Below are 12,840 nucleotides of genomic sequence, written 5' to 3'. Positions count from 1 at the left end.
CGGCCTGTAAAAATAAGTCAATCGATAATACACATCCTGACTACGCTAATCTAGTAGCTTATTACAAGTTGGATGAAATGACCGGACAGACTGTAACCGACGCTAAAAATGGTGTGGTTTCTCAAGGGGCAAATTTGGCTTGGGATTTTGAAAGAGGCGATCAGCTAACAACAACTTTTACTGAATCTTCTGTTTTACCGAATATTACTTTTTACCGCGGAACATATAGCCAAACTGTAACGGATGTGGTATCTCGTTTTTCTTATCCAAGAAGTAAAAAAACGGTTAAAAGCTACTCGATTACTTCTATGGAAGGTATAATGCCGATGAGAAATGACGTTATAAATACTGTAGCTACGACTTTCATGTTCGATACTACACCAGAAAATGTTTATAATGGAGATACAGGAGCCTTGATAACAACGCTTCCTATTACACCGGAGGGAACTTTAGCGATTGTGGACTTGGATTACTACAAAAGATATCCGTTCTATAATGAAATTATGTCGTTTGTTTCGCCTTACGGTAACGGATTGGATTTAGGTCCGAACGGTAAATCATGGTACTTCGATATGTCTGATTACGTTAAATTGCTAAAAGGTAACAAGCAATTGGTAGTTAATGGAGGTAAGTGGCAGGAAGAAATGGATATGGAGTTTATGTTCATTGTGGGAACACCTCCAAGAAATGTAATACAGTACGATCAGGTATGGCAAGGTCATTTCCGTATGGGGAATGTTAGTATTGCTAATATCAACAATGGTTCTAAATTCACGACTAATAACTTCACATTCAGTCCGTCGGCTACTTCATTCAAATTGAAATCGTCGATTACCGGTCACGGAAATGAGGGTGAGTTCCAGCAAAATGGCGGACAGATTTACCACAAGATTTTAATGAACAACGTGGAGAGATACAACTGGGTTATTTCGCAATCATGTTCTGAAAATCCTATCTATCCTCAAGGTGGAACATGGGTTTATGACAGACAAGGATGGTGTCCTGGTCAAAGATCATTGATGAAAGAACAGGATTTGACGCCAAATGTCACTCCAGGTGCTTCTATTAATTTGGATTATAGAACTTCTGCTCCGGGTGTAGGTGCTTATAATTACATTGTTACACACCAAATTGTTGGATATGGTGCTCCGAATTTTACAGTGGATGCTTCAATCGAACAAATTAAAGCACCTAATAACGCCAATGCCGAGTTTCAAAGAATCAATCCAATGTGTGAAAGGCCAATTATTACCATTAGAAACACAGGGGCAAATACTTTGAATTCGGTTGTATTTGAGTATTGGATTAACAATGCCGCTACACATCAAACATACACTTGGACAGGTTCGTTAGCTTCCATGGCTACTACGGATGTTCTTTTACCGATAAGTAACTTATGGAACGTAGGGGTTAGCAGTACCAATAATAAATTTACTGCAAAAATCAACACAGTAAATGGAGGTACAGACGGATATGCAAATAATAATAAGGTGGTTTCCAGTTTCAGCTTACCTGATGTTATGCCATCGGTATTTAAGATCCAATTGAGAACAAACAATCAACCATTCCAAAACAATTATACGCTTTACAATTCAAGCGGTACGGCAGTTGACAGTAAAACATTTTCTACTGCAAACACAACATACACTTATACTTATCAGTCGCCTCAAGTTACTAATGGTTGTTACCGTTTGAGAGTTAACGATACTGGAAAAGATGGTTTATACTGGTGGGCAAATACCGGACAAGGAACAGGTTCTCTTAAGATACTGGATGCTTCCAATAATGTTATTAAAACCATCAACCCTGATTTTGGTGGAGGTGTAGATTATAGTTTCTCTGTGAATACATTATTGTCTACTGATGATATTGTTTCCAAGAATGAAATCAACGTATATCCAAATCCATCAAACGGACACTTTACAGTGGAAGGTGATGATTTAGCAGGATCTGAAATTGTTGTTTTCGATATGTTAGGGAAAAAAGTAGCGGAAAGAACTGCAGAAGAGAATCTTGTTGAATTTAACCAAAACAACTTAAGAACAGGTGTTTATATGGTTAAAATCCAAAAAGGCAAACAGGTTGAGGTTAAGAAATTAATCGTGAACTAATACCTTTACACACAATTCTGAAACCCCCAGACAATAAAAATTGTCTGGGGGTTTTCTTTTTGTCTGCATTTGTTTTTTATTCGTTGCATCATTAAAAGAAAAACAGTAAGATGAAAACCTTTTTGAATGAGTAAACTGTTTTTGAACGATTAAAAAATATGTTTTGTAGGAAATTGATAGTATTAACTGGTTGTTTTTCAGTAAGGTAAAAGTTTTTTTTGTAACTTTAGTTGGATAAGTTGTAATTAAAAGATTATAGTTTTATGAGAAACAAGATAAAAATAGTCATCCTTTTTGTGATTGGTATTCTGAGTGTATCCGTTTATTCACAAGACAAGAAACAAGGACAGGAGCCGGAAGGGTTAGGATTGCCGGGAGATGGTTTGGATTTGTATGCGGTTTTGGATGTTTTCCAAAAATCAAAAACCATCGAGGCTTTTGAAAAATCACTTAACGATTCACAGAAGAAAATTAATAATCTGGACCTGAACAAAGACAAGAAAGTTGATTTTATTAAAGTGACCACCAAGAAAGACGGGGATAACTTTACGTTCGTTCTGCAGGTTGATGTAAAAGAAAATGAAACGCAGGATGTGGCTGCAATTTTATTGGATAAAGATAAAGCAGGAAAAGTTACCATGCAGATTGTCGGGGATGAGGATTTATACGGAAAGGATTATATAGTGGAGCCAAAAGGAGGAAAGGAAACCCCCAATCCCGGTTATACCGGAGAAGATCCTGTTAAGACAGAAACCCAACAGACTCAACAGGCACAGCAGTCAACAACCACTGTAGTTGTCGAACAGGCGCCTATCGTTCAATACGTTTATTCACCAGCCTATGTGCCTTATTATCCTCCGTATTATTACGGATATTATCCTCCCTATTTCGCAGCATTTACAGTAATGGCATTCGGGATTTACGCTCATAATCATTACCACCATCATCACGGTGGGTATTATCACAATACGACAGTAGTGCACAATCATAACACATACAATAACTATAATGGTAACCGAAATCGGTCAAATACAGTAAACCAATACAATCGGGACGGAAGTTACCGAAACAGTGGCGGTGTTAGTGACAGGACTTCCAATCGTCCTTCTGCTGGTACTTCCGATCGGGGAGGAAATCGCCCTTCTGCAGGAACCAATGATCGTGGTGGCAACCGCCCATCAGCTGGAACTTCAGATCGAGGAGGTAATCGACCTTCAGCCGGGACTTCCGACCGAGGAGGTAATCGTCCTTCAGCGGGTACTTCACCATCAACTCGCCAGTCTTCAGGTTATTCCGGTTCTTCTTCACGACCTTCGACGGGTTCCTCATCAATGGGATCATCAGGTCGTACCAGAAGCGGTGGTGGCAGCTACAGCGGAGGTGGAGGATTCAGTGGTGGCGGTGGCGGAATGCGTGGCGGAGGCGGCGGAGGCGGAGGCCGTAGAAGATAATCAGTTGAAATTATAAGGGTAACGAAATAAAGAGGGAGAACAACTGTTCTCCCTCTTATTGTTTATATTGTTTGAGATTATTATTTTATAGGCATTTCAGAAGCACTCATATCTCTTACACACACATACTTGCCATCCCTTTTTTCAAACAAACTCATATAATTTCCGCTGTTAATTGTAGCATTCGTGGAATCAACTACTTTATAAGCACCAACTTCCACAACCTGATTACCGTCGGAAGATACAAAGACATCGTTGGTTTGAAATGAGATTTTATTAGTAGAACTTGTACTCAAATCGGATTTTAAAAACTCGATGATGGCCGGTTTACCAACCAAAGGAGGTCTGTTTTGAAAGAAAGTCGTCGCATCGTCGGCATAATAACCAATGTCTTTGAGCTCGCCGGCATTATACGTTGCGGCAAATTCGTCTTCCTTGGCCTGTATTTCTTTTTTTATTTGTTCTTTGTCTACCACAGGTGCTGCGGTTTCTTCTTTTTTGGTATTACAGGAAAACATCAAGGTTAGTATACTTCCTAATAACACTCCTTTAATGGTCTTGTTTTTCATAAATAAGAGATTTAACACTTAAAGTTACTATAAAAATCAGAATATCAGATAGTTTGTAGTAAAAATTATATGATATTTTATTTAAATCCGATAAAAGGTCAGTTGTGGGAATAGAGAATAGAGGAAAGAGAGAAGGGAGAAGGGAAAAGGGAAAAGGGAACTCTTTATATTATATAGTTCCTTTTCCGTTTGTTTAAAGAATCAATTTTTATTCAGAATCAATTTGTGAACAGAAGTTTTTAATTCGCCCGTATCATTGTCCTCACAAAGCAGAAACGTGATATCCATGTGCGTTTCCTGATACAATGCTAAACCTTCAAATTTAATGGTGTCGGTAATTTTCTGAATGAAATCGATTTCCATTTTTTCAAGATCGATGCAGCCGATAAAACTGCCCAAGACCTCTCCGTCATTGTATGTTGAAGTCGTGTTTTCAGCCGTGGCCAGAAAATAAATTTTCTTTTTCACCAAAATGGCATCGGTAAAACTCGCCTGTATACCTTTTATTTTTGGCAGTTCAAATTCGGTTGAGATGACGTTGAACTCTTCGGTAAGATTCTTTCCCTGAACTGTGAAAACGATATTTTTTCCTTTAGCACCGTTACCCCGGTTAAATAAGAACCAATCCGTTCCATTATACACTGCTCCTTCTATGTTGAGGTCGTTCTGTGGTAATTCGGCAAAGGATTGCATCACGAGATACAAATCGCTCAAATCTGTTGAGGAGATGAATTTCTTTGATTTTGAGTCAATCGTCACCATTTTGTTTCGGTTCTCTGTTGATCCGGAACCGAAAACATATAGTTTTCCATCGTATTCGGTTACTGCTTCAAAATCGGGTTTGTTTGCTTTTGGAATGTTTTCCGATGGATTTTCAGTTAACGCATGGAGTTTTAATTCTTGAGTAGGTATTTGGTATTCATACAAATAGTTGCTATTGTCGCCAATAACAAACAGATTGTTGTCTTTATAAATAAGTCCGGAAGCGGAACCAATCCCTATGATTTGAAAAAGGATTTCTAAAGTGAATTTATGCATTTTGCGTTTTTTTGGTTTAGCCCCGATTGTAGAGAAAATCATTTTCTTGCTTTGGTAAGTAGTGAAATAATAATACTCTAGCGGGAAATCTTTAGATTCAGCGTAGCTAAAAAGCTCCTAAAAATACTTATATTTACTAATATAAACTGAAAAAAGATGGCAGTATTTAATCCCGACAATTTTAAAATTACCGTTCCTTTTTATATCAATGATTTTCCAACGGTATTGCAAACCCATATCGACGATGAAGAAAAAGAAGAGAAACTCGATAAAGTTCAGGCTAAACTGAGTGAGTTGCAGGACGTGATGTATGCCCACAACAGGTACGGGGTTCTAATCTGCCTTCAGGGTATGGATACCTCAGGGAAAGACAGCCTGATTCGGGAGGTTTTTAAGGAGTTTAATCCGCGTGGCGTGGTGGTGCACAGTTTTAAAATACCAAATTCTACCGAACTGGAACACGATTACTTATGGCGCCACTATTTGGCATTACCGGAAAAAGGAAAATTTGCGGTTTTTAACCGAACGCATTACGAGAATGTGTTAGTTACCCGGGTGCATCCGGAATATATTTTAAACGAAAACCTGCCCGGAATTGAAAAAGTGGAAGACATCCCGGCCGATTTTTGGGAAAACCGTTTCGAACAAATCAATAATTTTGAGAAGCATATCACGCAAAACGGAACCATCGTCCTGAAGTTTTATTTTCACATGAGTAAAGAAGAGCAGCGCAAACGCCTTTTAAGAAGACTGGAAGAAGAGGAACATCATTGGAAGTTTTCTCCCGGAGATCTGAAAGAAAGGGACCGTTGGGATGATTATATGAAGTTTTACGAAGAAGCCATCAATAAAACTTCAAAACCATATGCGCCTTGGTATGTGATTCCTGCCGATGATAAGGAAATGGCGCGTTACATGGTGGCCAAGATTATCTGGGAAGAAATGAAACAGTACGCCGATATCAAAGAACCGGAACTGGACGAAAAAGTAAAGGCCAATTTTGCGACGTACCGTGAGCAGTTAAGGAAGTAAAAAAAACGCCTATCGAGGCGTTTTTTTGTTTTTCAGCTTCTTGTTTTGATAGTTGTTGATTTTTTTTGAACTGAAACCATAGGCCAGTCGCAGTGAAATTTGTCCCAGATTAAAATCGGAATAGTTTTCATACCGCAGACTGATGTCGATGTGTTTGGTGGCCACTCCAATTCCCGGTGCCCATAAAAAAGAGTTGCCCAGTTCTTTTGTCACTCCAAAAGCGCCACCTGCTTCGCCCAACACGTAATACTGGTTGCCTAAAAACGATTTGAAACCTAATTTGGCAGGAATAAACCCGGAATCCTTGTCAGGACTGAACAGATGATTGTATCCTGTTGTAAAAGCCAATGATGTTTTGGTCGTGATGTCATATTGTAAACGGGCATCGGCTCCTAAACTGAAATTGTAATCATTGTTGAAAGGAAGGCCGAGATTGAGTCCGTATCCGATGCGCCAGTGACGCAGGTACTCTGGTTTAAGAGGAGGGTCATCTTGCTGTGCTTTTGTTTCGATGGAAAATAATAGGACTGCTACAATAGCAAACAGACTTTTGATTTTGGGGATCTTTGTCATACTAAATATACATTTGGGGTTAGTTTTTCAGTATGAGAACAGAAAAATCAGTTTTTTAGTTTGTTGGGAAATGTTAAAATATTTTTTGTTTTCTGTTTTGATGAGGTATTGTTTTGACTTTTAAATTTTTACGTAAAAATCAAAATTCAGTTAAATTTTTAATTTCCGATACCATTTTCCGAAAACCAAGTGCTTACCTTTGCGCAAAATTTAAAAAATGCGTTTGTCTGTTTACACCAAAGAGTTCTCCAATGATTTAAAATTAGCCTATCCGATTATTCTCGGAATGTTGGGACATACTTTAGTGGGGATTGTCGACAACATCATGGTTGGAAAATTAGGTCCGACCGAATTGGCGGCAGCTTCTCTGGCAAACAGTTTCGTATTTATCGCCATGTCAATCGGAATCGGGTTTTCCACAGCGATTACTCCTTTGGTTGCGGAAGCCGACGGTGAAAAAAACGTAGATAAAGAACGAACCATTTTCCATCACGGATTGGTTTTATGTACCATTTTAGGAATCGCATTGTTTTCGATAATCTACTTTTCAAAACCGCTGATCGTTTACATGGGTCAGCCGGCAGCCGTTGTAGAAATGGCTAAACCTTTTTTGGACGTAGTGGCTTTTTCATTGATTCCGTTAATCATGTTTCAGGGGTACAAACAATTCGCTGATGGTAAATCGGAGACGAAAGTGGCCATGTGGGCGAACCTGCTGTGTAACATCGTCCATGTGTTTTTAAATATTGTACTCATTTACGGACTTTGGTTTTTCCCGAAAATGGGAATGCTGGGCGCGGCATACGGAACAGTGATTTCCCGTTTTGTGATGCTGATTTTCATTCACTTCTCCTTAAAACATAAAGAGCGTTTTCAGACTTATTTTGAAAAGTTTTCATTCGATGAATTCCGAAAAGATATTGTGCGTAAAATTGTGAATCTTGGTTTTCCTTCAGCGATGCAGATGTTTTTTGAAGTGGCCTTGTTTACCGGTGCTGTATGGCTTTCGGGTGTAGTAGGAACAACCAGTCAGGCGGCCAATCAGATTGCACTGAGTTTGGCGACATTTACCTTTATGTTCGTGTCCGGATTCGGAGTGGCAGGAATGGTGCGTGTGGGGAATTTTAAAGGGTCGCAGGATTTTGTCGGATTACGAATCGTAGCGCGTTCCATATTGTTGCTGGCGCTTATCGTTCAGGTATTTTTTGCCCTTGTTTTTGTTGTTTTTCATCAATATTTACCGGAAATGTTCATGAATGCTCATGATTTAGCTCATTTGAAAGACAATTCCGAAGTGATTTCCATCGCCTCCCAATTGATAATTATAGCCGCTATTTTCCAGATTTCAGATGGTATTCAGGTGGTGGTTTTAGGAGCGCTTCGTGGCTTGCAGGACGTGAAAATCCCAATGTATATGACCTTTGTTTCGTACTGGCTTATCGGTTTTCCGATTTCGATTTATTTAGGATTGTATACAGATTTGAAAGCAGTGGGAATCTGGATCGGACTTTTAGCGGGTTTAACGGCAGCGGCAATATTTTTGTATCTTCGCTTTAATCATTTGAGTAATAAGTTGATTGCTCGGGATTTGAAATTAGAAAATAGAAGTTAGCAATCCATAATTCGTAATTTATTAACTCATAACTCATAATTCAAAATATATGGAATTACCAAAATTTGTAATAGCAGACAATACTGATTTTCCGGACGATATCTTCATCATTCACTTGGATTACCCTCGTTTTATCATCAATTTAAAAGACGATGAAATTGAGTTTTTAGAAGAATTGGATGAAGAAGAAGAAGAGGAAATCGAAGCGGAAATGGAAAGACTAATCAACCACGCGGGCGAGTTCTACGACAGGGAGATGAAACGTTACGAGGAGTAGTTAGTTTTCAGTCGCGGTTTTCAGTCGCAGTATTCAGTCGCAGTATTCAGTCTCAGTTGCAGTATACAGTCACAGCATTCAGTGAATAGTTTTAGTAGACAGTTTTAGTTTTTATTTTATACGCCAAACAGTTTTTATGGATTTCAAAGAATTATTAGCCTTCCAAAAGGCTTTTTCGCTTGCTATGGAAATTTATGAAGTTTCCAAATCATTCCCGAAAGAAGAGAAATATTCATTAACTGATCAAATCAGACGTTCTTCAAGAAGTGTTTGTGCAAATATTGCCGAATCCTATAGAAAACGGAGATACGTTAATCATTTCATCAGTAAATTAACTGATAGTGATGGTGAAAATTCAGAATCCAGCGTTTGGCTGGAGTTTGCGCTGCAATGTGAATATATCAGCGATGAAGAATTTAAAAAACTAAACGATAAAACAATCGAGATAGGTAAACTGATCAATTTCATGATTAACAACCCTAGCAAATTCGGTTGTAACTAAAAACTGAAACTGTAAACTGCGACTGCGACAGTAAACTGCGACTGATCACTCAAAATACGACTTCAACAAAATTTGAGCGGCTGCAAACGGTGAAATCTCATTGTTTTGTACCGCTTTTTTGTTTTCTTCAAGTAGTTTCTGGATTTTAGGATTGCTGTAGAAATTCAGTTTTAACTGTTCGTTGATGGTTTCCAGCATCCAGTACTGACTTTGTTCCTTACGTTTTTTGTCGAAGAAACCGTTTTCTTTTGTTAAAGTAAAATAATCAGTAATCGTTTCCCAAACATCGGATATCCCTTCATTGGTCAGGGCACTGCAGGTATTTGCTTTTGGCGACCAGCCAGAACTTTTTAACGGGAACAGGTGTAACGCTCGGTTGAAATCGACTTTAGCCAATCGGGCGCGTTTGACATTATCGCCATCGGCTTTGTTGATTACGATGGCATCGGCCATTTCCATGATGCCGCGTTTTATGCCCTGTAATTCATCACCGGCTCCGGCTAAATTCAACAGTAAAAAGAAATCAACCATAGAGTGAACGGCCGTTTCACTTTGACCCACACCAACGGTTTCAATCAGTATCGTATCAAATCCGCAGGCTTCACAAAGGATAATTGCTTCACGTGTTTTTCGGGCCACACCACCCAGACTTTCACCCGAAGCACTTGGTCGGATATAAGCGTTTTCGTCTTTTACCAATTCTTCCATTCGGGTTTTGTCCCCCAAAATACTTCCGTGTGAAATCGAACTGCTCGGATCTACGGCCAAAACTGCCACTTTCTTTCCAATCGATGTAAGGTATTTTCCAAACGCTTCGATAAATGTACTTTTCCCAACGCCGGGAACTCCTGTAATTCCTATTCGCATGGAGTTATTCGCAAAAGGCAAACAACCTTTAATGATTTCGTTGGCTTTTTCTAAATGGGAAGAACTCGTGCTTTCTACTAAAGTTATGGCACGGCTCAAAGCAACTTTATCTCCTTTAAGGATGTTGGTAACTAATTCATCGGCAGTAGGTTGTTTTCTTCGGAATTGCTGGATATGTTGTACAGACGAAGTACTGATGCTATCCGGTTGTTCAATACCATCATTTTCTTTTAAAGCCGAAGGATGTGTTTTTTTGAGTGCCACAGAAATGAATTAGAGAGTAAAAATAAGGAAAAAGGGCATGCTTTTCAAGGATATTTGATGATTCTGCTTTTTTGGATACAGAAATCATACTTTTGATTTGAATTAAAATTACGTTAAAAAAAGAAAACCCCCGTCTCATATTGGATTTACTCGTAATTTTGTCCGGCGTTACATTACCATGGATAATATCTTACTCATTTTCGTCTGCATGCTTTTGGGCTTTTTACTAAAAAAAAGTGCAGTATTTCCTTCTTTGAGCTATAAAACGCTTAACCAATTCGTTATTTATATATCGCTTCCGGCCGTTGCGTTGTATTATATCCCGAAACTTGAAATCAGTTCGAAACTGTTGTTTCCATTGGGGATTGCCTGGCTGGGTTTTGCACTGTCGTATATTTTTTTTACAACTTTAGGGAAATTGTTCGGATGGTCCAAAAAGCTCATGGGGTGTTTAATTATTACAGCCGGACTGGGGAATACCTCGTTTGTTGGTTTTCCTGTCGTTGAAGCCGTTTACGGAAAACAGGCGTTGGAAACAGCCGTTATTGTAGACCAGCCCGGATCGTTTGTGGTGGTTTCGACTTTGGCAGTTCTTGTGGCAACCATGTGCTCTCGCGGAACAGCAAGTACCAATACCATACTGAAGAAAATACTGTTTTTTCCGCCATTCATAGCTTTTGCGATTTCCTGCGCGTTAGTTCTTCTCGATGCGGATTTCCCCCAAATGCTGCAATCGGTTTTTCAGCGTTTGGGAAGTACAGTCACACCGATAGCCCTTGTTTCGGTCGGAATGCAATTGGAATTCGACAGAAAAAGTAAGCATTATGGGTTTCTTTCCCTGGGGTTGCTTTTCAAATTAATCATCACTCCGGCTTTTTTCTATCTGCTGTATGTAGTGCTTTTGGGCGGAAAAGGGCAGGAAGTTCAGGTTTCAGTATTCGAAGCGGCCATGGCACCAATGATTACCGGGACAATAGTAGCATCAACCTACGGATTGAAGCCTAAATTGAGCAGCATGATGATTGGTTTCGGAATCCCGATTTCTTTCATCACTTTACTATTTTGGTATTACGTTTTACAACATATCTAAATGAAGACAACAACAGCAACCGCAACGATTGAAGAGAAAAAGGTATCACAAACTACAGTGTATTCCATACTGTTCTCCATCTGTTTTGCGCATCTGATAAACGATTTGCTGCAGGCGGTGATCCCTGCGATGTATCCCGTTTTGAAAGCGAATTATGCTTTGACGTTCACGCAAGTCGGCCTTATAACTTTTACGTATCAGGTAACCGCTTCCTTGTTGCAGCCTTTTGTTGGGATTTATACCGATAAAAAACCGAAACCGTATTCATTGGCCTTCGGAATGTTGTTCTCGCTCAGCGGAATTATCATGCTTTCACAGGCCTCCAGTTTTCCTTTAATATTGGCTTCAGTAGCGATGGTGGGAGTGGGTTCGTCCATCTTTCATCCTGAAGCTTCACGAGTTGCATTCCTGGGTTCGGGTGGAAAACGAGGTTTGGCACAATCCATTTTTCAGTTAGGCGGAAATACAGGAACAGCAATCGGACCTTTATTAGTAGCATTAATCGTTGTGCCACGCGGACAGTCGCATATCTTATGGTTTGTACTGGCAGCCGTTGTCGGAATTATCGTGTTGAGCCGAATCGCCGTTTGGTACCAACAGAAACTAATCTCCTTAAAAGCAAAGAAAAAGACAGCAGAAAAACATCATGACCTTTCCCCACGAAAAGTAAAAATGTCGGTGGTTTTATTGCTAATCCTGATTTTTTCGAAGTCGTTTTATACGTCCTCGATGTCGAGTTACTTTACGTTCTATTTGATAGAAAAATTCCATATTTCCGTATTGCAGGCGCAGTATCATCTGTTTTGGTTCTTGGGCGCAGTTGCTTTGGGAACTTTAATTGGCGGACCGTTAGGCGATAAGTTCGGGCGAAAATACATCATCTGGTTCTCCATTTTGGGAGCCGCTCCGTTTACGTTAATGCTGCCGTTTGCCAATTTGTTCTGGACCGGAATTCTTTCGGTTGCTATCGGGGTCATAATCGCTTCCGCTTTCTCGGCCATTTTGGTATATGCACAGGAATTAATGCCGGAACGAGTGGGAATGATCTCCGGATTGTTCTTCGGTTTTGCCTTCGGAATCGGAGGTTTGGGTTCAGCTGTTCTGGGTTATTTGGCCGACAGGACTTCCATTGAATTTGTCTACGGCATCTGTTCGTTCCTTCCGTTAATCGGTATTATTGCTTATTTTCTTCCGAATCTTAAGAAGAAATAGTAGTTATGTAATCATCTGTGATATCCGTGTTATCTGTGGCAGAATAATATAAGCACACAGATTTTACTGATTTCGCTGAATTTCGCAGATTTTTGAATTTAATCAGTCAGATGGTTATCTGTATAATCCGTATTATCTGTGGCAGAATAATATAAGCACACAGATTTTACTGATTTCGCTGAATTTCGCAGATTTTTGAATTTAATCAGTCAGATGGTTATCTGTATAATCCGTATTATCTG

Annotated in this window: 12 protein-coding genes; 8 read left to right on the top strand and 4 right to left on the bottom strand. The window is 39.5% G+C overall.

From position 1 onward, the window contains the following. Positions 1-2,111 (top strand): T9SS type A sorting domain-containing protein (locus VLB74_RS10600; protein WP_325203432.1); only part of this gene is annotated, 2,111 nt, incomplete at its 5' end. A 263-nt stretch (positions 2,112-2,374) separates the two neighbouring features. Further along, positions 2,375-3,562, top strand: coding sequence for a hypothetical protein (locus tag VLB74_RS10595; protein WP_325203431.1), 1,188 nt, complete (start codon positions 2,375-2,377; stop codon positions 3,560-3,562). A gap of 80 nt (positions 3,563-3,642) precedes the next feature. On the opposite strand, the gene VLB74_RS10590 is transcribed toward VLB74_RS10595, so the two are convergent. Together VLB74_RS10590 and VLB74_RS10585 are read right to left on the bottom strand one after the other, a co-directional pair. Then, the gene (locus VLB74_RS10590) at positions 3,643-4,131 is read right to left on the bottom strand and encodes a YybH family protein (RefSeq protein WP_325203430.1); all 489 of its coding nucleotides are present in this window, start codon (positions 4,129-4,131) and stop codon (positions 3,643-3,645) included. A gap of 201 nt (positions 4,132-4,332) precedes the next feature. Next, positions 4,333-5,169 (bottom strand): DUF6929 family protein, encoded by an 837-nt coding sequence (locus VLB74_RS10585; protein WP_325203429.1) that lies wholly within the window; start codon positions 5,167-5,169, stop codon positions 4,333-4,335. Positions 5,170-5,325: 156 nt separating this feature from the next. Between VLB74_RS10585 and VLB74_RS10580 the strand changes: the two genes are divergently transcribed. Further along, on the top strand, positions 5,326-6,201 hold the full coding sequence (locus VLB74_RS10580; protein WP_325203428.1) for a PPK2 family polyphosphate kinase: 876 nt from the start codon (positions 5,326-5,328) through the stop codon (positions 6,199-6,201). 9 nt (positions 6,202-6,210) lie between these two features. Here VLB74_RS10580 and VLB74_RS10575 read toward each other — a convergent pair whose 3' ends face one another. Continuing rightward, the gene (locus tag VLB74_RS10575; RefSeq protein WP_325203427.1) at positions 6,211-6,774 is read right to left on the bottom strand and encodes a hypothetical protein; all 564 of its coding nucleotides are present in this window, start codon (positions 6,772-6,774) and stop codon (positions 6,211-6,213) included. Positions 6,775-6,991: 217 nt separating this feature from the next. Here VLB74_RS10575 and VLB74_RS10570 point away from each other — a divergent pair, with 217 nt between their 5' ends. The 3 genes from VLB74_RS10570 to VLB74_RS10560 all read left to right on the top strand — a co-directional run bounded on the left by VLB74_RS10570 (position 6,992) and on the right by VLB74_RS10560 (position 9,165). Next, positions 6,992-8,386, top strand: a complete 1,395-nt coding sequence (locus VLB74_RS10570; RefSeq protein WP_325203426.1) for an MATE family efflux transporter — start codon at positions 6,992-6,994, stop codon at positions 8,384-8,386. 49 nt (positions 8,387-8,435) lie between these two features. Continuing rightward, positions 8,436-8,663 (top strand): hypothetical protein, encoded by a 228-nt coding sequence (locus VLB74_RS10565; RefSeq protein ID WP_325203425.1) that lies wholly within the window; start codon positions 8,436-8,438, stop codon positions 8,661-8,663. A gap of 136 nt (positions 8,664-8,799) precedes the next feature. Beyond that, positions 8,800-9,165, top strand: a complete 366-nt coding sequence (locus VLB74_RS10560) for a four helix bundle protein (RefSeq protein WP_325203424.1) — start codon at positions 8,800-8,802, stop codon at positions 9,163-9,165. Between the two features lie 45 nt (positions 9,166-9,210). On the opposite strand, the gene meaB is transcribed toward VLB74_RS10560, so the two are convergent. After that, positions 9,211-10,296 carry a methylmalonyl Co-A mutase-associated GTPase MeaB gene (gene meaB, locus VLB74_RS10555; protein WP_414655599.1) on the bottom strand — a complete coding sequence of 362 codons (1,086 nt, stop codon included), beginning with the start codon at positions 10,294-10,296 and terminating at the stop codon, positions 9,211-9,213. Positions 10,297-10,474: 178 nt separating this feature from the next. Here meaB and VLB74_RS10550 point away from each other — a divergent pair, with 178 nt between their 5' ends. Next, the gene (locus tag VLB74_RS10550; protein ID WP_325203423.1) at positions 10,475-11,386 is read left to right on the top strand and encodes an AEC family transporter; all 912 of its coding nucleotides are present in this window, start codon (positions 10,475-10,477) and stop codon (positions 11,384-11,386) included. Continuing rightward, the gene (locus VLB74_RS10545) at positions 11,387-12,598 is read left to right on the top strand and encodes an MFS transporter (protein ID WP_325203422.1); all 1,212 of its coding nucleotides are present in this window, start codon (positions 11,387-11,389) and stop codon (positions 12,596-12,598) included. Positions 12,599-12,840: the final 242 nt, after the last annotated feature.

It is taken from the genome of Flavobacterium sp., assembly GCF_035456225.1.
GTDB lineage: Bacteria > Bacteroidota > Bacteroidia > Flavobacteriales > Flavobacteriaceae > Flavobacterium.
Note: the sequence above shows the minus strand (reverse complement) of the source record. Positions and strands in the feature narration are given on the sequence as shown.

Coding starts and splice junctions, on each gene's coding strand:
- VLB74_RS10595 (WP_325203431.1), top strand. CDS start 2,375: ATGAGAAACAAGATAAAAATAGTCATCCTTTTTGTGATTGGTATTCTG.
- VLB74_RS10590 (WP_325203430.1), bottom strand. CDS start 4,131: ATGAAAAACAAGACCATTAAAGGAGTGTTATTAGGAAGTATACTAACC.
- VLB74_RS10585 (WP_325203429.1), bottom strand. CDS start 5,169: ATGCATAAATTCACTTTAGAAATCCTTTTTCAAATCATAGGGATTGGT.
- VLB74_RS10580 (WP_325203428.1), top strand. CDS start 5,326: ATGGCAGTATTTAATCCCGACAATTTTAAAATTACCGTTCCTTTTTAT.
- VLB74_RS10575 (WP_325203427.1), bottom strand. CDS start 6,774: ATGACAAAGATCCCCAAAATCAAAAGTCTGTTTGCTATTGTAGCAGTC.
- VLB74_RS10570 (WP_325203426.1), top strand. CDS start 6,992: ATGCGTTTGTCTGTTTACACCAAAGAGTTCTCCAATGATTTAAAATTA.
- VLB74_RS10565 (WP_325203425.1), top strand. CDS start 8,436: ATGGAATTACCAAAATTTGTAATAGCAGACAATACTGATTTTCCGGAC.
- VLB74_RS10560 (WP_325203424.1), top strand. CDS start 8,800: ATGGATTTCAAAGAATTATTAGCCTTCCAAAAGGCTTTTTCGCTTGCT.
- VLB74_RS10550 (WP_325203423.1), top strand. CDS start 10,475: ATGGATAATATCTTACTCATTTTCGTCTGCATGCTTTTGGGCTTTTTA.
- VLB74_RS10545 (WP_325203422.1), top strand. CDS start 11,387: ATGAAGACAACAACAGCAACCGCAACGATTGAAGAGAAAAAGGTATCA.